Source organism: Vibrio sp. CyArs1, assembly GCF_022432925.1.
GTDB classification, from domain to species: Bacteria; Pseudomonadota; Gammaproteobacteria; order Enterobacterales; family Vibrionaceae; genus Vibrio; species Vibrio mediterranei.
Window position 1 is genome coordinate 74551 of sequence record NZ_JAKRBO010000007.1, and the last position, 21580, is coordinate 96130.

The 21580-nt window shown below is 45.2% G+C and carries 21 protein-coding genes; 3 read left to right on the plus strand and 18 right to left on the minus strand.

Annotation, left to right across the window (positions count from 1 at the left end; genetic code table 11):
* Positions 1-22: 22 nt before the first annotated feature.
* Positions 23-1393: an adenylosuccinate lyase gene (purB, locus tag MMA19_RS19590; protein WP_240207018.1), complete on the plus strand. Its 1371-nt coding sequence runs from the start codon at positions 23-25 to the stop codon at positions 1391-1393.
* Between the two features lie 98 nt (positions 1394-1491).
* On the opposite strand, the gene MMA19_RS19595 is transcribed toward purB, so the two are convergent.
* The 9 genes from MMA19_RS19595 to htpX all read right to left on the minus strand — a co-directional run bounded on the left by MMA19_RS19595 (position 1492) and on the right by htpX (position 8700).
* The gene (locus MMA19_RS19595; protein WP_240207019.1) at positions 1492-2016 is read right to left on the minus strand and encodes a DUF3833 domain-containing protein; all 525 of its coding nucleotides are present in this window, start codon (positions 2014-2016) and stop codon (positions 1492-1494) included.
* On the minus strand, positions 2013-2570 hold the full coding sequence (locus tag MMA19_RS19600; RefSeq protein ID WP_006074091.1) for a chalcone isomerase family protein: 558 nt from the start codon (positions 2568-2570) through the stop codon (positions 2013-2015). Before MMA19_RS19600 ends, MMA19_RS19595 begins: the two co-directional genes overlap by 4 nt.
* Entirely contained in the window at positions 2560-3075 is a 516-nt protein-coding gene (locus tag MMA19_RS19605) for a DUF2878 domain-containing protein (protein ID WP_240207020.1), read from the minus strand. The genes MMA19_RS19600 and MMA19_RS19605 overlap by 11 nt, the downstream gene beginning before the upstream one ends.
* Before the next feature lie 35 nt (positions 3076-3110).
* Positions 3111-4367, minus strand: a complete 1257-nt coding sequence (locus MMA19_RS19610) for a cyclopropane-fatty-acyl-phospholipid synthase family protein (RefSeq protein WP_240207021.1) — start codon at positions 4365-4367, stop codon at positions 3111-3113.
* Between the two features lie 12 nt (positions 4368-4379).
* Positions 4380-5177 carry a DUF1365 family protein gene (locus MMA19_RS19615; RefSeq protein ID WP_240207022.1) on the minus strand — a complete coding sequence of 266 codons (798 nt, stop codon included), beginning with the start codon at positions 5175-5177 and terminating at the stop codon, positions 4380-4382.
* Positions 5177-6469, minus strand: coding sequence for an NAD(P)/FAD-dependent oxidoreductase (locus tag MMA19_RS19620; protein WP_240207023.1), 1293 nt, complete (start codon positions 6467-6469; stop codon positions 5177-5179). The genes MMA19_RS19615 and MMA19_RS19620 overlap by 1 nt, the downstream gene beginning before the upstream one ends.
* Before the next feature lie 21 nt (positions 6470-6490).
* Complete coding sequence (locus tag MMA19_RS19625) at positions 6491-7231, minus strand: SDR family NAD(P)-dependent oxidoreductase (protein WP_240207024.1); 741 nt, start codon at positions 7229-7231, stop codon at positions 6491-6493.
* Positions 7231-7650 carry a nuclear transport factor 2 family protein gene (locus tag MMA19_RS19630; RefSeq protein WP_006074077.1) on the minus strand — a complete coding sequence of 140 codons (420 nt, stop codon included), beginning with the start codon at positions 7648-7650 and terminating at the stop codon, positions 7231-7233. The genes MMA19_RS19625 and MMA19_RS19630 overlap by 1 nt, the downstream gene beginning before the upstream one ends.
* A 174-nt stretch (positions 7651-7824) precedes the next feature.
* The gene (gene htpX / locus MMA19_RS19635; RefSeq protein ID WP_240207025.1) at positions 7825-8700 is read right to left on the minus strand and encodes a protease HtpX; all 876 of its coding nucleotides are present in this window, start codon (positions 8698-8700) and stop codon (positions 7825-7827) included.
* A 388-nt stretch (positions 8701-9088) separates the two neighbouring features.
* Between htpX and MMA19_RS19640 the strand changes: the two genes are divergently transcribed.
* Entirely contained in the window at positions 9089-9256 is a 168-nt protein-coding gene (locus MMA19_RS19640; RefSeq protein ID WP_006074074.1) for a hypothetical protein, read from the plus strand.
* 54 nt (positions 9257-9310) lie between these two features.
* Here MMA19_RS19640 and bioD read toward each other — a convergent pair whose 3' ends face one another.
* Genes bioD through bioB form a run of 4 tightly spaced genes read right to left on the minus strand, consistent with a single transcriptional unit; the run spans position 9311 to position 12985 of the window.
* The gene (gene bioD / locus MMA19_RS19645; protein WP_006074073.1) at positions 9311-9994 is read right to left on the minus strand and encodes a dethiobiotin synthase; all 684 of its coding nucleotides are present in this window, start codon (positions 9992-9994) and stop codon (positions 9311-9313) included.
* On the minus strand, positions 9991-10794 hold the full coding sequence (gene bioC / locus MMA19_RS19650) for a malonyl-ACP O-methyltransferase BioC (RefSeq protein ID WP_031494197.1): 804 nt from the start codon (positions 10792-10794) through the stop codon (positions 9991-9993). The genes bioD and bioC overlap by 4 nt, the downstream gene beginning before the upstream one ends.
* Positions 10795-11949 (minus strand): 8-amino-7-oxononanoate synthase, encoded by a 1155-nt coding sequence (locus MMA19_RS19655; protein ID WP_240207026.1) that lies wholly within the window; start codon positions 11947-11949, stop codon positions 10795-10797. It abuts the gene before it with no gap.
* Positions 11933-12985 carry a biotin synthase BioB gene (bioB, locus tag MMA19_RS19660; protein WP_006074067.1) on the minus strand — a complete coding sequence of 351 codons (1053 nt, stop codon included), beginning with the start codon at positions 12983-12985 and terminating at the stop codon, positions 11933-11935. Before bioB ends, MMA19_RS19655 begins: the two co-directional genes overlap by 17 nt.
* Before the next feature lie 120 nt (positions 12986-13105).
* Between bioB and bioA the strand changes: the two genes are divergently transcribed.
* A complete protein-coding gene (gene bioA / locus MMA19_RS19665) occupies positions 13106-14398 on the plus strand; it encodes an adenosylmethionine--8-amino-7-oxononanoate transaminase (RefSeq protein WP_240207027.1) in 1293 nt (430 codons plus the stop codon).
* Between the two features lie 58 nt (positions 14399-14456).
* On the opposite strand, the gene MMA19_RS19670 is transcribed toward bioA, so the two are convergent.
* The 5 genes from MMA19_RS19670 to MMA19_RS19690 form a co-directional block, all read right to left on the minus strand.
* Positions 14457-14723: a DksA/TraR family C4-type zinc finger protein gene (locus tag MMA19_RS19670; protein ID WP_006074064.1), complete on the minus strand. Its 267-nt coding sequence runs from the start codon at positions 14721-14723 to the stop codon at positions 14457-14459.
* A 215-nt stretch (positions 14724-14938) separates the two neighbouring features.
* Positions 14939-16246: a serine--tRNA ligase gene (serS, locus tag MMA19_RS19675; protein ID WP_006074062.1), complete on the minus strand. Its 1308-nt coding sequence runs from the start codon at positions 16244-16246 to the stop codon at positions 14939-14941.
* A 103-nt stretch (positions 16247-16349) separates the two neighbouring features.
* The gene (locus tag MMA19_RS19680) at positions 16350-17639 is read right to left on the minus strand and encodes a replication-associated recombination protein A (RefSeq protein WP_216613685.1); all 1290 of its coding nucleotides are present in this window, start codon (positions 17637-17639) and stop codon (positions 16350-16352) included.
* 68 nt (positions 17640-17707) lie between these two features.
* Positions 17708-18325 (minus strand): outer membrane lipoprotein chaperone LolA, encoded by a 618-nt coding sequence (gene lolA, locus MMA19_RS19685; protein ID WP_006074059.1) that lies wholly within the window; start codon positions 18323-18325, stop codon positions 17708-17710.
* Positions 18326-18354: 29 nt separating this feature from the next.
* Complete coding sequence (locus MMA19_RS19690; RefSeq protein ID WP_171391716.1) at positions 18355-21471, minus strand: DNA translocase FtsK 4TM domain-containing protein; 3117 nt, start codon at positions 21469-21471, stop codon at positions 18355-18357.
* Positions 21472-21580 lie beyond the last annotated feature (109 nt).

Here is a 21580-nt window from a genome sequence, read left to right on the forward strand (position 1 = left end):
AAACCCAATTCAGGAGAACATCATGGAACTGTCAGCATTGACTGCTGTTTCACCAGTAGACGGCCGTTACGGTAGTAAGACAACTGCACTTCGCAGCATCTTTAGTGAGTTTGGCCTACTAAAGTACCGCTCTATCGTTGAAATTCGTTGGTTGCAAAAACTAGCAGCAACGGATGCGATCAAAGAAGTTCCAGCATTCAGTGTCGAAGCTAACCAGTTTCTTGATGAGCTAGCCGCTAACTTTAGCGAAGAAGATGCGGCGCGTATTAAAGAGATCGAGCGTACTACTAACCACGATGTAAAAGCGGTTGAGTACTTCCTAAAAGAGAAAGTCGCTAGCGTTCCTGAACTGCACGCAGTAAACGAGTTCATCCACTTTGCATGTACTTCTGAAGATATCAACAACACGTCTCATGCTCTTATGCTTAAAGAAGCACGCGATACTGTGGTTCTTCCTGAGATCCGCAATATCATCGATGCGATCAGCAAACTAGCTGAAGAGTACCGTGACATTCCTTTGCTTTCACGTACCCATGGCCAACCTGCCTCACCTACTACTATGGGTAAAGAGATGGCAAACGTTGCTTACCGTATGGAGCGTCAATACAAGCAAATCGAAGCTGTAGAGATCCTAGGTAAGATTAATGGTGCGGTTGGTAACTACAACGCTCACCTATCTGCTTACCCAGAGCTAGACTGGCACAAGTTCAGCGAAGAGTTCATCACTGAGTCTCTTGGCGTAACTTGGAACCCATACACAACTCAGATCGAACCGCACGACTACATCGCCGAGCTATTCGATGCGATTGCACGTTTCAACACGATTCTAATCGACTTTGACCGTGACGTATGGGGTTACATCGCTCTAGGTCACTTCAAGCAAAAAACTGTTGCTGGTGAAATCGGCTCTTCAACTATGCCTCACAAAGTTAACCCGATCGACTTTGAAAACTCGGAAGGTAACCTAGGCCTAGCCAATGCAGTGTTCGCTCACCTAGCACAGAAACTACCAGTTTCTCGCTGGCAACGTGACCTTACTGACTCAACGGTACTTCGTAACCTAGGTGTTGGTTGTGGTTACGCGATTATCGCTTATACGTCGACATTAAAAGGCATCAGCAAACTTGAAGTTAACCGTGAAGCACTTCTTGCTGAGCTAGACAAAAACTGGGAAGTACTTGCAGAGCCAGTACAAACCGTTATGCGTCGTTACGGTATCGAAAAGCCTTACGAGAAACTTAAAGAGTTAACTCGTGGTAAACGTGTAGATGGCGAAGCAATGCGCAGCTTCATCGATGGCCTGGAATTGCCAGAAGAAGAGAAAGCACGCTTGAAGTTAATGACGCCAGCTAACTACATCGGTCAAGCAATCGAGCTCACCGATAAGCTGTAATCATTAATCAGTACATAAACTCAAAAAGGCTGCTTATATTGCAGCCTTTTTTGTGGATATCATCAACGATAAATGTTCTGGACCAACTCTATCAAATCCTACTGTTTTTGAAAAAACAGTGTGATCTTTCCTACCTCGATACCAAACTTGCGGATACTCGTTAGGTTAAATACGTGTTTATCATCTTGTCGATACAACCAATCATCGAAAGCCACAGTATAGGTTGAGCCATCAACCTTGAGTTCGAAGTCGTACTGCCATTGTAAAGCGTTACCCTCTTCCTTGCCGGTTGCCGCGCCAATGATATCGTCGGCCACCCCACGATAAGAACCATCTTGGAGCTTCTCAATGGTCCAAATCCTTTGGTCAATTTCCCCGTCATCAAAAACGAAGTCTTCAACCAGGACAAGCTTGTTGTCCTGCACTGTGCCGACAATAGTGACGTCAAAACGTCGGTTCTGTTTATTGGAATAGTCTTGAACCATTCCCCAAGCTTTTGTCTCTCCTTCAAAGTACCCGAACAAGTCAAATCTAGGTTCACTGTTTTTATAATCTGACAGGTCTGCACTACAGGCACCTAACATGAGTACAAGAGGCAGTATAAGCCAACGAAATAACGTCATCTATTCATCCCTATAAGTTGGGCTCTAAGTTTCGGATACTGGCTATTTGGAGCTAGCCAAATACCAAGGAAGCCGTCGTTCAACGACTCATCATCAATAGACCCTACTAGCTGCAGCGGCTTCTGATTCGTAAGATAATAGAATTTGCCCGAAGTCCCATCACTGACATAAATGAGCTGCTGTCCATCTGATACACTCGGAAAAATATCGTATAACTTGGCAATCCATTGATTTCTTGTCACTTTATCGACACCCATTTTTTGCCATTGGTCAAGCGTCGCATCTAAAAGTTGTTGTCGACTGATGTCCCTTTGATACTGAATTCTTAATGCTATGGGATGGGGAGAAACGTCTTCTGACACTTCGTAAATGCCTTGAGGTGCAAGCAATTGGGAACGATAAACGTCAAAGAACAACCAACTGAGTTGCGCCTCCCCAACGACTTGCCACTGGCCCCACGCTTGATAACTGACGGGGGAATCTTTGGAGGCGACTGCGTTATGAGAACTCAGTAACAAGCTCAGTAAGGTCGCCAAAATTATCCTATGTCTCATGAGTCCACTTTCTCTCGTTTGGTCTTGGATATCGCACGATTAAGTAAACGATTAAGACCCATTCAATAAAAAGGATTCCGAGAGTGACCAGCAGCGAGTACTGCGTGGTTACAGCTCCAAGCTTAAAACCCGCCAAGTAACTAATCGCACCACCGAATCCACCAATTATTGATACGAGGAGAATTGGGTAAGACGTCAAAAAAGTTTTCAAATAAAACGCATACCAAGAGAAAATTAACCAAAGCGCCATAAGCCATACTGGCAAAACGTGAGTGTCGAACACAAGTAGACTAGCGAACATGTTCAGACTATCAATAACTAGGCCAGCGACAACCAACAGCGACAGTTGCAATAAACGAAGGTTTAGCATTCGATACGAAACAAAAATGGTCACAATACTCAATGTCAACGCTAGCCACTGAAACCTTGTTTGACCAATGACTGACAGTAACCAGATCACCTGAAACCAACTACTGATAATGAGAAGTTTCCACCCTGGTGACATATTGTGACCTCCATTATTTAGCATCAAACGTTTTATTAACGACCACGCTGGAAGGTAATATGAACGGTACTGATACTTTTCGCCCTAAACCCGCCTTCGCAATAACAAAAATAGTAGCGCCACATACGAATAAATCGCTCGTCGTAGCCTAAGGTTCTGACTCTCTCTAAAGATGCTTCAAACCTTAGACGCCAATCCACCAATGTATTCGCGTAATCCAAACCAATATCAAACAGATCTCTCACGATGAGATCCGTGTGTCTAGTACTGTTAGTGGTAAGCGCTGTGATGGAAGGCAAGAAGCCCCCAGGGAAAATGTACTTCTGTATAAAATCGACATTATCGGCATAGTAATCGTATCGCTGGTCAGCAATAGTAATAGCCTGAATCGCCATCAAACCTTGAGGTTTTAATAAAGACTGGCACTTTTGCAGATAGGAAACTAAGTATTGCTTACCAACTGCTTCAATCATTTCGATGGAAACAAGCTTATCGAATTCTCCCTCGAGTAAGCGATAGTCTTGCTTCAAAAGAGTAATCTTATCTTCGAGTCCTGCTTTTTCGACCTGCTGTTTTGCGTAATCAAACTGCTCATCCGAAATAGTGGTTGTGGTAACGTGACATCCATAATTTTTGGCCATATAAATCGCCATACCGCCCCAACCTGTACCTATTTCTATTACGTGATCTTCCGGTACTAACTGCAATTGTTGACAAAGCCGCTCCATTTTATTGAGTTGGGCTTGCTCTAGCGTATCTGTCGGGATTACATAAATGCCCGAAGAGTAGAGCATTCTCTCATCGAGAAATGTCTCATATAGACTGTTACCCAAGTCATAATGAGCTTGAATATTCTCTTTTGACTTAGTAACCGTATTGCGATTCACCCAGTGCCCAAGTTTATACATCACTTTCGTGAGCAGACTTGATTGATCTTCAATAGAGTCAAGAGCGGCTAGGTTGACCGCCATCAACTCCATTAACGCGGATAAATCAGGACTATCCCACCAATCATCCATGTACGCTTCACCCGCTGCGATACTGCCTCCTTGAATTAGTCGACGGTAAAACTCTGGGTGTTTCACTTCGATAATCGCTGTCGGTTCCCCATCTTTGGGTTTACCAAAGCGTTCACCAACATGTTTGCCGACGCTTCCTTCTTCTTGAAAGCTCTCTATGATGGTTAAACAACCAATCTCAAGTTTGTATAAACATTTGAATGCAATACTTTTCGCGGTTTTTTGTAAACCAGTTAGGGCTCTAGGCGCCTCTATTGAGGTCGTATTTAACATGTTGAATTCTCCCTAATTCTTTGAGTTCGTATGCTGCGAAAATTCGTCAGAAGGTGCAGGATGAGCCGAAGCCTTCTTGGGTTTAGAATGGTCATAGATGGGTGTTCCTTTAAGCCATAACTTTAAGGCGTGCCAATATATCCCCACCACGACTTTCACCGTCATAATTGGGGTTGTGACCAATTGTCGGATTAAATTCTTCGAGGTAAATGCACGCCCTTTCATTGACAAAGTGGCATCAAATACTTTTTCTGACTTGTGACACGCTAAGTACACAAACAAGCGCTGCCCTAACGGCTTCAGACGCCACTGATACTGCTGATCTAAAGGATTAAACGGAGAGACGTGGAATGCCTTGTCATGGCGCCAATTTTGATGATTTACACCTTTGTCTGCCTCTATAGCGTAATAATGTCTTTCATTCCAAGGGGTGTTACTTACTTCTGCCAACAGATAACGCCAGTTATTCTCTTCATCATATAGGTAATAGAAGTTGACCGGACTGAAATACAGACCAAGGTATCTCAGATGGCAAACCGCAACCACTCTACCCTCGATTCTTTCACCAGTGAGCTCCTCAACTTTACCTTGCACCGCTAACTTCAAATCGCCTTCACCTAGATAGTCTTCTCGGCGAAATCGAGCCCAGTGCCACCAACGTTCCCCAAAACCCCAAACTTTTTGCTTTAAAGAGTCAAGCTCATCTAAATCGATAGCAGGCATGAATAATGGATAATCTAAATGGTGTTTGGTAGGCGTATAGCGACGATGCGCTACGTGCCCAACCATAAGTTGGCTGTTGGAAACCATCACGCAGCTCCTCGTACAGAAGCGGAAGCATTGTTAACACTGGCTAAAATACCTTCAACAACATCCAACGCACTCTTCACACCATCTTCATGGAATCCGTTATACCAATAGGCTCCGCAGAACCACGTGTTATTTTGTCCCCACAGTTTTTCTCTATGTTGCTGTGCTTCAATACTTTGGGTCGTGAACACCGGATGACTATAGTTAAAGGTTCTGAGTATTTTGGAGCGGTCAATCACGTTAGATGAATTGAGCGACACGCAAAATGTCGTATCAGATTCAATATGCTGAAGAATGTTCATGTCATAGGTCAATGTCGGCAATCGAATTTGTTCATCTTCCGAGCCATCTAACGCATAGTTCCACGACGCCCATGCAGACCTTCTCACTGGAAGTAGACTTTCATCGCAATGCAACACTACTTCATTTGATTGATACTCCATAGCACCAAGAATCGATAATTCGGATTGTGTCGGCTCAGCAAGCATCGCTAGTGCTTGGTCGCTATGACAAGCAAAAATCACTCTGTCAAAACGCTCTGAGTTGCCATTAGACATCACCGTAACTCCAGCAGAATCTCGAGACACCGAGGTAACAGGAGAGTTCAACCGGATCTGATCGGCAAAGCCCTGCGTAAGCGGACCGATATAGCTGCGTGATCCACCTTCAATCACATACCACTGCGGTCTATTAACAACATCAAGCAAACCATGATTTAGGAAAAAGCGCAGAAAGAATCCAAGCGGGAATGCTCTCATATCGGCTAGAGTCGAAGACCAAATTGCTGCGCCCATTGGCAGGATGTAGTTTTGAGTGAAATAGTCAGAGAAGCGATGATGACTTAAAAAGTCGCCTAGCGTTTGAGTTGCTAGCAGGGATTTGTCTGACTCTGCAGACGATTTAGCAAGCTTATTGAACCTTAAAATTTCAAAGATAAAGCGGTAAAAGGTTGGATTGAGTAGGTTGCGTTTTTGGGCGAACAAGGTTGATAACGTATGACCGTTGTACTCTAAGCCCGTGGCTGCGTTCTTTACACTAAAACTCATTTGTGTAGGAACACCCTTTACTCCAACCTCTTTCATCATTCTCATGAAATTGGGATAAGTTCTATCGTTATAAACGATAAATCCAGTATCGATGGCATAGGACTTTCCCTTTACCTCAACGTCCACTGTGGCGGTATGACCACCAATATAATCATTGGCTTCAAACAGGGTTACATCGTGATGCTTATGTAAATAGTAACCACACGTTAAGCCTGAAATTCCTGTACCGATAATTGCTATTTTCATAGAAAGAAAGTCCTTTATCTATCACGATTGATTTAGCAAGCGTGTTACTAATTTAGTTTGTAAGCCATAAGGCATGATACCGACGAGGCGAAGAATCCATGTGAAGCGCTTGGGGAAATAGATGTAAGCTGCCCGTTTATCTATTCCCGTTTGAATCGCGTTTGAAGCTTCTTCTACCGATACCATCATCGGCATATCAAAATCGTTTTTATCCGTAAGTGGGGTTTTCACAAATCCAGGGAAAACACAGCTGATGGCAACCCCTTTTTTTTTCCAATCGAGCTGTAGAGTGCGCACTAAATAGGTGATAGCGGCTTTCGAAGCACCGTAAGCTTCAGCACGAGGCAGAGCCAACTCACCCGCTATTGAACTGACGACCACAACATGATGTTCCGAAGACAATCTTGTCTGCATTTGTTCTAGTACATTCACGGTCCCCATCACATTGACTGTCATCACTCGCTCTATCAACGCTGCGTCAATCACCCCTTCATCGATGTATTCGCAGTCACCAGCATTGACTATCCACAGCGTTGGAACTAGTTCAATCTTGCTAAATGCCTGTGCTACCGCTTCCCTATCGGTTACGTCAAACGAAAGTGGAACGATGTTCTCTCTGCCCGCTTGTAACGAATGAAGTTTCGCCTCTGAACGCCCGCAGGCGTAGACAAGATAACCTTTTTCAGCATAATCATTAGCCAACTGCCATCCTATGCCAGATGACGCGCCGGTAATGAAGACGGATTGATGCGAGTGCGTCATTACTTACCCAACCTCTGTTTAATATTCTTAATAACAAAACCGAGTAGAGGAATGTTCTCGTAAAGCATTTCCCCTAAGTCGAAGTAATCTCGGTGAAAGATGACTCGATCTCCGCTGAAACGAATGTGACTAACCCCATTTACTTTTACAGCTTCTCCCCCATTAAGCTTGGGATGCTGTAACTGCATGGTCCAAGTCAGAAAACCTGAATCTTCTACCTGTTGATGATGACGAATGTCAAAATCACATTTGATAACGTTGGTATACAAAGAGTCAAAATAAGCGGACAGTTGATCCCACCCCTCTAAGCGATGAGCTGAGTCCTCAAACACCACATCCTTGTGATAAATCTGTTCAAGAAGATGCAGGTTGTTCTTGTTTAGCTTCTGATACACCTCGCTAACCATTTCTATATTCATAACAACCCTTAATTCGTTTTTTCAAAAGTCTCTAAAGTACAAGCTAGTACAGCCTGAAAGTTATACAAGATCTGGAAAGTACAACTTTTTGTATAAGTGTTACGGTGGGGAGGTTTGAAAGGATCAAAAAAAAAGCTTGGAAATTTTTCCAAGCTTTTTAACAAGTTCTAAGAATTAGTATTGCTGATTTCTTAACGCATCAATACGCTTTTCTAGTGGCGGGTGGCTCATTAGAAGTTCGGTCATGGATCGCTTACCGTTGATGCCGAATGCCATCATGGAACCTTCAAGATGAGACTCTTGGCTCATTTTCAATCTTTCTAGTGCTGCAATCATCTTTTGTTTGCCAACAAGACTTGCCGCTCCCGCATCCGCATGAAACTCACGATGGCGGCTATACCACATAGTAATAAAGCTCGCTAGGAAGCCAAACACCAGTTCAAGCACCATAGAAACACCGAAGTACACCATCATGTTAGTGCCGCCTTCGCCTTCATCGCTGTTATTGTTTGACGCAACAATATTTGCAATAAAGCGAGACAGGAAGATAACGAACGTATTCACGACACCTTGCATTAGCGTCATGGTAACCATGTCGCCATTCGCGATATGACTAACTTCGTGGGCAAGTACCGCTTCTGCTTCGTCTCGTGTCATATTGTGTAATAGGCCGCTAGATACAGCCACCAAAGAGTCATCTCTCTTTGCACCCGTCGCAAATGCGTTTATATCTGGAGAATCATAAATCGCAACGGTTGGCATACCGATGCCCGCCTGCTGAGATTGTCGACCGACGGTTTCTAGTAACCAATGCTCTGTTTCATTACGAGGGCTTTCGATCACCATTCCACCAACTGAACGTAGCGCCATTTTCTTTGACATCATCAAAGAGATGAATGAACCGCCAAATCCAAATACTGCCGCCATGACTAATAAACCCGACAAACTGCCTGGTTGCATGCCAGTAACTGCATAGACAATGTTAAGAACAACACTTAACACTAGAACCACAGCAAGGTTAGTTGCTAGGAAGAGTAATACTCGCTTCATTCACATTTCTCCAAATTAAGAAGCTTGATTATGACGAAAATGCCATTTTGCTTATAGTTTTAGTCAAAGTTCTACGGCCCAAGTTTGAGATCCGTGTGGCATTTTTCGATTTCACTATATACATATAGTCTTAGATTTAAAAATCAAGGTTAAGCTTTAAATTGAAACAAACAGTTAATATCTTGATTACTTCATAAACTATAAGCCCATGAAATAACAGAAAAGCACATCAACTACCGATGATTGCAATTATACGCATATAAAATATGGAGCTAAGATTTCATTGTGATTGATGAAAAGGTCTTAGACTTTGGTCGTATTGTGAGTGATAAGTGTGCGAGTTAAAGTCCAGTGAGATTGAACACTCCATGTAGAAAAGGAAAATACCATGGTAGAGAACAACAACTTTCAGATGGCAATTGATTTGCTTTGCTGCCACCTCGGTATCAGCGAAGACGAAGCTCGTGAGCAACTAGGTATTCAAGACACTACTGAGCTAGACATTCATCTTATGGAAACTCAGTCTGCACTTATGGGCCTATCGGAAGATAAGTAACTTCCTACATGTTATCCAATTAAAAAGGGCTGTCATAATGACAGCCCTTTGCATTTATATGCTTTCGAGTACATCTAACTTGATATATTTGCCTAAGTCTCGCTTCTTACAGCCAGGAACGTAAGGCACCTCCCCTAACTTGGGTGCATCAATTTTGTTTTCTAGCATCTCTATAATTTCAGCGTAATGCTCCACACCAGGGTTTACGCGGTTAGCTACCCACCCGACTAATTCAAGACCATCCGCTTTAATAGCTTCAGCAGTAAGCATAGCGTGGCTCAAACAGCCCAATTTAATACCTACGACCAAGACAACTGGCAACTTTTCTTGTTGAACCCAAGTCGACAGACAATCGTCTTTCGAAACTGGTACGCGCCAACCACCAGCGCCTTCAACTAACACAAAGTCACTGTTTTCTTTATGCTGGTGTAAGGTTGTAGAGAGCTTGTCGTAACTAATTACTTCATCATCGGCTATCGCAGCAATATGCGGCGACGCAGGTAACGAAAGCGCATAAGGATTGACTAAGTCGTAGTCGATATCTTGATTCGCAGCCGCTTGAAGATGTAACGCATCTGAATTTCTCAGACCGTGTTCTGTAATTTCGCATCCTGCTGCGACAGGCTTATACCCTATCGTTGATTTTCCTTGTGCACCTACAGCACTTAATATCGCTTTTGATACAACGGTTTTCCCAACTTCAGTATCCGTACCGGCAATAAATAGTGCTTTCATCATAATGCAACTGACCCCAAACAAATTTGATAACTAGCAGGTAGCAACCCATCTTGGTTTGCGTATTTTTGATATTCCATTTCAAGTGCCTTGAGAGCCTGTTTACCAGTAAACCCTTTTGAGCGACCTTCTACGTGATTGGCTCCTATGCCTTTCAAGTCCTTCATCAAACCAAGTGCGGTGCGATACCACATAACCATTTCCGGCAAGTCTAGTTGATGGTCACGACATCCAGATTGCGCTAACGCAATTTTTACCTGATTCAACGTCGTAAAGTCGTTTACATGTTGATATGCATCAATTTTACCCCATGACCTCTTGAGTTCTTTAAGAGAGCCATCGACAAGAGATGAGAAGAATACAGCGCCTCCAGTTTTGGTCACGCGTTTCATCTCTCGCAGTGGTATCGACAAATCCGCACACCACTGTAATGCCAAACTGGAGACTACATAGTCAAATTCAGCTGACGTAAAAGGTAGCTGCTCAGCGTCTGCCAATTGATAAGTCACATTTTCGATACCACAACGACGTTGAGCCTCTGCTAGCATCTCAGCAGAGAGATCAGCGCAGACCACGTTAGCGCCTCTGCGCAGTAACTGCTGCGCGCAGTATCCCGTTCCACAGCCAAGATCGAGTACTCGGCATCCAGATAAGTCATTGGGCAGTTTGTCCAGCAAACGGTCCGCCACTTTTCGTTGCAGTTCAGCATGCTGGTCATAATGCTCCGCAGCGCGTCCAAACGCTGCGGAAATTGCATCTTTATTTGGTAATGGAGTATGTAAATGAGCTAACACTTCGGTCATTTATCCTGCCTCCGAAAAACGTGTCAAATGGGTGGCAAGCATTAGCACATCTTGATGCTGATGCGACGCAGAGAGAGTAATACGCAACCTTGCTCTTTCTCTGGGTACCGTTGGAGGACGAATAGCCGTGGTCCACACACCTTTTTCTTTTAAAGAAGAACAAAGCGCTAAAGCGCGAACTGAATCACCGACAACCCAAGGCTTAATTGGCGTAGAGGTGGAAACATATTCTGGGCAATCGCTTAACAGCTCCTCAAACATGGTAGACAATTCCATCCATTTTTCTCTGCGCCAATGTTGCGTTTGAATCATTGACAGAGCCTTTAACAGAGCACGGGCATGAGCTGCTGAAAATGCCGTTGAATAAATGTAGTGACGAGCAAATTGGGTTAGATATTGGCCCATTTCTTCTGAGCAAAGTATTGCAGCACCATTAAGACCAAACGCTTTGCCAAACGTCACGACTAATATCTCTGGCTTGAGTTCACTGATCCCACAGGCTCCCGATCCATTGTCGCCAATTACCCCAATGCCATGAGCATCGTCGACCATCGACAACATACCGCGCGTTTGGCAAATTCCGACAAACGCTTCGATATCGGATAGATCGCCATCCATACTAAACACACTTTCGGTGACCGCGAGTGTTGAACGCTCGGCTCTAGCCAATGACTCCAGATGGGCAAGATCGTTATGACGAAAGCGCTTCATATCTGCGCCACAAAGCATACCCGCTTCCATCAGTGAGGCATGATTGAGTCTATCTTGAAGTAACAAATCCCCCTTAGTTAATAGCGTGAGCAGCAGCGCTTGATTGGCAGCATAACCTGACGAAAAAAACAGTGCAGTATCAAAACCCAACCATTCAGTAAGCGCAGATTTCAATGACTCATGCTGTGCGGAATAACCCGTCACTAAAGGAGAGGCTCCACTACCCACTCCAAGCTCTGAGATGGCTTGCTGATAGCTGTCTTTTAGCTCAGAACTTGACGCTAGACCTAAGTAGTCATTGGAAGAGAAGTTAAGGAATGACTGACCGTCTTTATGAAAAACAGATTGATTCCCTGACTCCAATGTTTGGACAGAGCGAAGCAAGTTGCTCCGCTCCCTTTCCATTAGAGCATCCGAGATGCGCTGGTTAAACGCTCGCATCATAGAACAAATCGTCTTTTGTTGGACGCGCAGCAACACGCTCTACTACTCTATCTAGTAACTCGCTTTCTTGGATTTCATCTGGCTTTTGCGATGTCTCTTCGCGATTAATACCCAACTTCTTAAACAATTGAAGATCGGTATCTTCATCTGGATTAGGGGTCGTCAGCAACTTACAACCATAGAACACTGAGTTTGCTCCGGCCATGAAACACAGGGCCTGCATTTGCTCATTCATGTTTTCTCGCCCAGCAGACAAGCGCACTGCTGACTTTGGCATCATAATACGGGCAATCGCAATTAGACGGATGAAGTCGAACGGTTCTACATCATCCACTTCTTCTAACGGCGTGCCTTTTACTTTGACCAACATATTGATAGGCACGCTTTCTGGTTGCACTGGTAAGTTGGCTAACTCCATCAGCAGACCGGCGCGGTCATTAGCACTCTCACCCATGCCAATAATGCCACCTGAGCAAATCTTCATACCAGCATCACGAACATGGCTAAGAGTGTCTAAGCGGTCTTGGTAAGTTCTTGTGGTAATGATGTTGCCGTAAAATTCAGGTGAGGTATCAAGGTTGTGGTTATAGTAGTCAAGTCCAGCCTCAGCTAAGTGACTTGCTTGATCTGGCGTTAGCATGCCTAAGGTCATACAGGTTTCTAAACCCATATCTTTTACGCCTTTAATCATATCTGTTAGCAAAGGCATATCGCGCTCTTTGGGGTTTTTCCATGCAGCCCCCATACAGAATCGCGTTGAGCCTGCATTTTTCGCTTTTTTAGCAGCATCTAGTACACGCTCCACTTCCATCAAGCGTTCAGATTCTACGTCTGTTTTATAACGTGCACTTTGGGGACAGTATTTACAGTCCTCTGGGCACGCACCGGTTTTAATCGACAGCAAAGTGCTAACTTGGACGTGATTTGTTTGTTGAAACTGCCTGTGCACCAATTGCGCCTCAAACAGCAGATCCATAAAGGGTTTGTTCATCAACGCTTGCACTTCGGCATGGGTCCAATCGTGTCGTACTTCCACTGGTTTATCCTTTGCTCACTTATAATTAGTCTTGGCTAGTGTACTGACAAGCGGTACACTGTCAACACCGACCACATCAACAAGTTTACACTTGGTTAATTTTCAATCAGAGCTTATTTCATGGATTTAGAGTTTGATAAACAGCATATCTGGCACCCTTACACTTCTACCCTTAACCCTTTAACTTGTTACCCCGTCATCTCTGCTAATGACGTACTTATTAAACTAGAAAATGGCCTTGAACTCGTAGATGGCATGTCTTCTTGGTGGTCTGCAATACATGGGTATAACCACCCAAAGCTCAATCAAGCGTTGATTCAACAAAGTGAAAAGATGGCTCACGTCATGTTTGGTGGCATTACTCACCAACCGGCAATCGACGTCAGCAAACGGCTGTTAGCACTGGCACCTGATAATCTGGAACACATTTTCTTAGCTGACTCTGGTTCGGTCTCTGTTGAAGTAAGTCTAAAGATGGCTCTGCAATATTGGCATGCAAAGGGAGAGAGCCGACCTAAGTTCCTGACGTTAAGTCACGGTTATCATGGTGACACCTTTGCGGCTATGTCGGTAACCGATCCCAACAACTCGATGCACAGTTTGTATAAAGGGTTTCTTCCGGAGCATATTTTTGCGAAATCGCCAACGATCGGTTTTGACGAAGAGTGGGATGAGGCTGATATTGCCGACTTTAAAGCAAAGATTGACCTACACCACCGCGAGATCGCCGCAGTAATCCTTGAACCTATTGTTCAAGGCGCTGGTGGGATGCGAATTTACCACCCCAAATTTCTTTCCCGAGTACGTGAGCTTTGCGACCAATACGGTATTTTGCTGATTTTGGATGAAATCGCTACGGGCTTTGGAAGAACAGGAAAGCTGTTTGCTTGCGAGCACGCCAATGTCCAGCCAGACATTATGTGCGTTGGCAAAGCATTAACTGGCGGCTATATGACTTTGTCCGCTACACTCACGTCGAAGCATGTCGCTGATACTGTATGTGGCGGGGAAGCTGGCTGTTTTATGCACGGGCCTACTTTTATGGGGAACCCTTTGGCTTGCGCTGTTGCTTCAGCCAGCTTAGAACTCATTGCCGAGAACTACTGGCAGCAACAAGTCAGCAGTATCGAAGCACTGTTTGCTGAGCTGCTCCCTTCCTTAACTCGCCACCAACAAGTTGAGAACGTGCGTTGGCTTGGCGCAATTGGTGTGGTTGAAACCAAACACCCCGTAAATATGGAAGTGATTCAGAAGCATTTCGTCGAACAAGGGGTTTGGATTCGACCTTTCGGCAAGTTGATCTATATGATGCCACCTTACATAAGCCAGCCGGAACATATTGACGCCTTAGTTAAAGCGATTGATTTAGCGTTGGAAAATGAAGCTTGCTTCGTTGAATCAAGCGCAGGATAACGTGTACTGAAAAGCGGTTTGACGCTTGGTTTCAAACCGCTTTGTATATCGATGATAATTAACGTAGTTGGCTATCTTTACTCGCCCGACGATTAAACAACGCCTGACGTTGAGTTAAGTGCTCTAGCGATTGCTGACATTGAATACAAAATCTCACACCCTTTATCGCTATGCGTCTCGCTTCAGGAATTAACTCCCCACACTCATCACAATAAAGCGCACTTTCTCCGCGACTCGTCGCGCTTCTTACCCGTGAAATCTCATCGTCAATGGTATTTTGAATCTGTTGGCTGACACTATCGTCATTTGCCCACCCTACGGCCATATGCCCTCCTCAGTTAGGTCGAGAAATGAATACTTACCGTGGTAAGGCGGACATTATAACTATTGGGGTTAGGTTAATAATCAGTCGAAATTAGGAAAGACTATTACATTGTTGTAATAGTTAAATCAGACGTCGCATACCTACACAAGGGGAAAGTTGACTTCTAGATATAAAAAAGCCCAGCAATGCTGGGCTTAATAATTAGTAGGTTATCATTAACCGATATGTGTTGCGCCACTCATGTACTTTTGAAGTACAGCTGGAATCGCGATACGACCATCTGCTTCTTGGTTGTTCTCTAGAATAGCAACCATAGTACGGCCAACCGCTAGGCCAGAACCGTTTAGAGTGTGCACCAGCTCAGGCTTCTTTTCACCTTTACGGCGGAAGCGAGCTTGCATGCGACGAGCTTGGAAGTCCCACATGTTTGAGCAAGAAGAGATCTCACGATACGTCTCTTGCGCAGGAACCCAAACTTCAAGATCGTAAGTTTTACGAGCACCAAAGCCCATATCACCAGTACAAAGTACCACTTTACGGTATGGAAGTTCTAGCAACTGAAGTACTTTCTCAGCATGACCTGTTAGCTCTTCAAGCGCGTTCATTGAATCTTCTGGCTTCGTGATTTGTACCAATTCAACTTTATCGAACTGGTGCATACGAATAAGACCACGAGTGTCACGACCATAAGAACCCGCTTCAGAGCGGAAACAAGGCGTGTGCGCCGTCATCTTAAGTGGCAAGTCCGCCTCTTCAGAAATAGTGTCACGAACTAAGTTCGTCACTGGCACTTCTGCTGTCGGGATAAGAGACAGTTTACGTGGCTCTTCATCGCTCGCTTTTTCAGTTAGTGGCTCAGTGTGGAAAAGATCTTTACCAAACTTAGGTAACTGACCAGTACCAAACAGGCTGTCCGCATTCACTAGATAAGGAACATACATTTCTGTATAGCCGTGTTCTTCCGTGTGAAGATCCAGCATAAACTGAGCGATTGCACGGTGAAGGCGAGCGAATTGGCCTTTCATAACGATAAAGCGTGCACCAGTAATCTTCGTTGCGCTAGCAAAGTCTAGACCATCACCCATCTCACCAAGATCAACGTGATCCTTAACTTCAAAGTCGTAAGACTTAGGCTCACCCCAACGTGAGATTTCTACGTTGTCGTTTTCATCTTTACCTTGAGGAACGTCGTCCGCTGGCAAGTTAGGAACAGACAGTGTGATGTCTTCAAGTTGAGCCATTACCGCAGTGAGCTCTTCTTTCTTCGCTTCAAGATCGCTACCTAGTGTACCGATCTGCTTTTTGATCTCTTCAGCGCCTTCTTTGTCGCCTGCAGCCATTTTCTGGCCGATCTGCTTGGAAATGGAGTTACGCGTGGATTGTAAATTCTCAACTTCTACTTGAATGGACTTACGTTGCTCTTCAAGTTTACGGATAGTCTCTACGTCTAGCTTAAAGCCGCGACGTGCTAATTTTTCAGCTGTTTCATCCAGCTCTGTACGAAGTAATTTAGAATCCAGCATTGCCAATCCTATGCTTTTTAGTTGTGAATACCTCTACAACTGATTACTTTCCAACCAGTTGTAGATATTGATTTGTTAACCGGATAAAGATAACTAAAAGCCACTACTTTTCATAGCGCTTTTGTGGGCTTTTTGCGTCTAAATCCGCCAGATAATCTAACTTTTCGCCAATTTTGGTTTCGAGACCACGATTTGTTGGCTGATAATAGCGAGTTCCTTCCATTTCGGGCGGAAGATATCGTTCACCAGCCGCATACGCACCCGGCTCGTCGTGAGCGTACCGATACTCTGCTCCATACCCCATATCTTTCATCAGTGAAGTCGGTGCATTTCTAAGATGATGCGGGACTTCATATTCTGGTAGGTTATGGGCGTCAGTTAAAGCCTGTTTCCACGCGGTATACACGGCGTTACTTTTTGGAGCGCATGCCAAATAGACAATCGCTTGAGCGATGGCCCTCTCACCCTCTGCGGGTCCGACACGAGTAAAACAGTCCCATGCGGATAGTGCAACTTGCATCGCTCTAGGATCAGCGTTGCCTACATCCTCTGACGCAATGGCTAATAGTCGGCGTGCGATATAGAGAGGGTCACAACCCGCCGCTATCATGCGCGCAGACCAATATAGCGCTGCATCTGGGTTTGACCCCCTAATGGACTTATGTACCGCAGAAATCAAGTCGTACCAGATATCGCCTTTATTATCGAAGCGATTGACTTTCTCGCCTGCGACTTCCGCTAATAGAGCTAACGTAATGTCCTTCTCACCCTGTGCATTATCTTCGGCCATATCGTAGAGCAGCTCTAGGTAGTTCAGCGACATACGCGCATCGCCATTAACCAGCTCCGCTAAACGCTCCAGAACGTTGTCATGGAAATTTGCCGCGATAGTTCCCAAGCCTCGCTTTTCATCATCTCTTGCTTGCTCCAGTACCAATAAAATATCGGCTTTGTCCAAAGACGTCAGTTTGTAGACTCGAGCTCGAGACAATAGTGCATTATTAAGCTCAAATGAGGGATTTTCGGTGGTCGCACCAATAAAGGTTACTGTGCCATCTTCAATATGAGGTAGAAACGCATCTTGCTGGCTTTTGTTAAAACGATGGACCTCGTCCACAAACAGAATCGTTCGTTTACCAGCCAGCTTGTTCTCGCGAGCTCTTTCGATAGCCGCACGGATATCTTTAACACCTGACGTCACTGCCGAGACTCTTTCTACCTCTGCATCCGCATAATTTGCAGCCACTTCAGCAAGCGTCGTTTTACCTGTACCTGGTGGGCCCCAGAGAATCATTGAGTGCAATTGACCCGCTTCAAGCGCACGTCGAAGCGGTTTTCCCACACCCAGAATGTGCTGCTGACCAATATATTGCTCAACATTTTCTGGGCGCATTCTAGCAGCAAGGGGACGAAAGTCTTCGTCCCCTGAAAAGTCAAAACTGAAATTACTCACGCAATCTCCTAGTTCCTTTGGTCGTCCACTTCGACGCCATTAGGAATCACAAAGGTAAATCGATCGGCAGAAGGTTTGCCTACCTTAATGTTGTCAAACGCAAAGGTCCCTTTCTGACCATCTTGCTCAATAACATTAAAGCCATGCACAATACCTTTGCTATCAATATTAATCTGGAACTGCCCTTGTGTTGAATCAACAGCAGTAGGAATCAGGGTAAATACATCGCCCTTTTGATTGACGTTGTAATTGTCCCAGTCACTGGCGCGATTACGAGTCAATAATACAAACGGGGTTTGCTCGGTCGCTTGCTCCTGATTGTAAATACTGACTTGCTCAATGAATGGGCTGTAGTACCACAAGTTGTTGCCATCTGATACCAAGACATTTTCGTCAGGCATGGTTGTCACCCAGCGGAACATGCTAGGACGTGATATTTCAACGTTGCCCTCGCCTTCCATCACGACCTCACCTTCAGGGCTAGTGACTTTTTGAGTGAAGGTAGCACTAAATCCGTCGTTTAGCTGTAGTCTGTCGCTTAGCTCCTGCTGAGGCGTCGCAGTTGCTAGAGCAGAAAAACCTAGCGTGGAAAAGCTCAAAGCGGCGAGCGTTAACCATTTCTTCATGTAGTCTCCTCAGAGCTTATCAATCATCATTAATCTTTAGGTGGCGGCGGTGCGAGTACCTCGCGATTACCATTATGGCCTGGCGCACTAACAATACCTTGCGCCTCAAGTTGCTCTACGATGCGAGCGGCACGGTTGTAGCCAATCTTAAATCGTCTTTGTACGCCTGATACCGAGCCTCGACGAGACTGAACAACGTGCTCGACTACTTGGTCGAACAACGGATCCATCTCTTCATCACCTTCCATTTTTTCACCTGGAAGTAGAGTTTCTGGTGATTGTTCACCGCTGGTAATCTCTTCAATGTAGTTAGGTTTACCACGAGCTTTCCAGTTATTCACCACCGCATGCACATCATCATCCGATGCAAATGCACCGTGAACACGCGTGGTATGACTTGAACCAGGAGGCAAATACAACATGTCACCCATACCTAATAGCGATTCCGCGCCGCCTTGATCGAGAATGGTTCGTGAGTCTGTTTTTGTCGATACCGTAAAGGCCACACGTGTTGGGATATTCGCCTTAATAAGACCAGTGATAACATCAACAGAAGGTCGCTGCGTCGCAAGAATAAGGTGTACACCTGCCGCACGTGCTTTTTGCGCCAAACGAGCAATCAATTCTTCAACCTTCTTACCAACTACCATCATCAAGTCAGCAAATTCATCGACGATAACGACGATGTAAGGCAGTTTCTCGAGTAATGGCGGCTCAGGATCCATACTGTCCCCAGCTTGCCACAGTGGATCATGAATTGGATGTCCAGCTTCAGCAGCCATCTTAAGTTTGTCATTAAAGCCTTTAATGTTACGCACACCTAGTGCCGACATTAACTTGTAGCGACGCTCCATTTCTCCTACACACCAACGTAGTGCATTGGAGGCGTCTTTCATATCCGTTACAACTTCAGATAACAGATGAGGGATACCCTCATAGACCGATAGCTCAAGCATTTTCGGATCGATCATGATAAAGCGAACGTCTTCTGGTGTCGCTTTATATAGCATACTCAGAATCATAACATTCACACCAACCGACTTACCCGAACCGGTTGTGCCTGCCACCAGCACGTGAGGCATCTTCGATAAGTCTGCAACGACGGCATCACCTGCGATATCTTGACCAAGCACGACTGTAGTAGGAGATTTCGCTTCAATAAACGCTTGACTGCCCACTACGTCAGAGAAGAAGACCGTTTGACGAGACATGTTCGGCAGCTCTAGTCCAACATATGGTTTACCAGGGATAACCTCCACCACACGAACTGCCATTGCTGACAGTGAACGCGCTAAGTCCATCGACAGACCTGAAATACGACTCACTTTAACGCCCGGAGCAAGATCAAGCTCAAAACGGGTGATCACTGGACCAGGGAAGATATCCACCACTTCGGCTTTTATCTTGTAGTCAGCCAATTTCGATTCAACCAAACGAGCGATATTTTCTAATGCCTCGCGGTCGATGAAATTCTCACGCTTCTCTGGATGGTAAAGAAGTTCCAAGGTCGGCATTGGCTCTGCTGGCTTAGGAAGATTCTGCTCTTGCTGTACTAAGAACGGATTCATCTTAGCCACTTGTGCTTTTTGAGCATCTGCGACTAAGTTCTGGAACGCAGCGGAATCTGGGTCAACGGCTTCAGGTTCAGGCTCATTACTTTCTTGAGGCACTGAAGCGTGCGACGTTTCCTCTTGCTCGAGCGCATCAATATCGAATGTAGGCTCTACATGGGTACGAGACGGTTCAACTTCAAGTTCCTCAAAATTCCCCAACTCGCTACTTGCTTTAGGCACCGGCTCTGATGGAGCAACGTTAGTCGCCTCATCAACACGATTTGTGTCCACCGATACAGCTTGCGTTGTCGACTCACTCACTTCCCATGGCATGGTATCAATATTGACACTCTCAGTCGCAGTTTCAGCCTGTGCGGAGGTAGACGATAATGCTGCTCCAATGGCCGTAGAGGTTAGTGGTATAGAGGCATCCGATTCCGGCTCATCATTATCTTGTGCAGCAAAGTCATCACTAGAGCGCGCCGCCATCTCGAGTTCTTCGATAGTAGCGCCCAATTGACGAGTTCGTTCAACCTGAGGTTCGTTGCTGGTCTCAGAATGAACCGATGGCTGCTCTTGTACTGGTGCGTCAAATACAGGCGTGACAGGCTCAATAGTCGGTGCTGCAGGATGATATTCTGGCTCTGGTTCAACTTCAGACTCAGGGATTGTCATCGTCGGCTCAACACGCTGTGTGTCCGTGTCTAGCTGTTGCCAATCCGAAGAGAACAGTGGGTCGAACTCTTCTTCTTTGTTTGATGCGGGTTGAGCCGCGACAGTGTTAACTGGTTCTGGTACATGGATGTTGTATTGTTTCTTCGCAACCGGCACCGTATCTACATTATCGGTTTCAGACTCATTCGCTTTTGCTGAGAAGTGTGGCATATCTTCAGCCGACTCTTCTCGCTCAGGCTGCGATAAAACAGGCTCATACACTTCTTCTTTGGTACCACGTGCTTTATTAACGACGTTGGAAGACATAGACAGCACAGAATCGCCAATCCATTCGACAATACTCAGCCATGAGACACCAGTTAGTAGCGTAAACCCAGCGCCCCAAAGAAATAATAGAACAATGGTTGTGCCAAGTACGTTAAGCGTAGGTAGAGAGAGGCTCGTCAGAACATCACCAATTACGCCGCCCGATGAAAAATACCAGATATCATCGAAGTTGATATCTGCAAGACCGCAACTGGTTAAGATGAGTATCACCAGACCGAGGATACGCGTTCCCCAGATCATCAAGTCAATTTCATCGTCTTCATCGCGATTGCGGAAAAAGACCCAGGCACTAAAAGCCACAATGAATGGTATTGGGTATGCCAAAGAACCAAAGACAAAAAATAAGGTGTCCGCCAACCACGCTCCGACAATACCCCCTGCATTTTGAATGTCTCCTCCCCATGAGGTCTGTGACCATGAAGGATCAGCAGGGTTAAAGGTAAATAGCGCTACAGCGAGTAGGATGGACGTAAGCACAGCCAAGATAAAGCAACACTCTCTCAGCCGTTGAAATCCGTTTAGGCGAAGCGCGTCTTGCTCTTCGCTCGTCTTGATAATCGTTTCGACTCTTTTTTTGTCCTGTTTGAACATAACCAACATCTAATTATTGAAAACAGCCCGAGCGGCAAAAGCCGCTCGGTGTATTCATTGATTTAACCACATCAAGGATTAAAACCCAATCTAGGTAGAGAATAAAGCA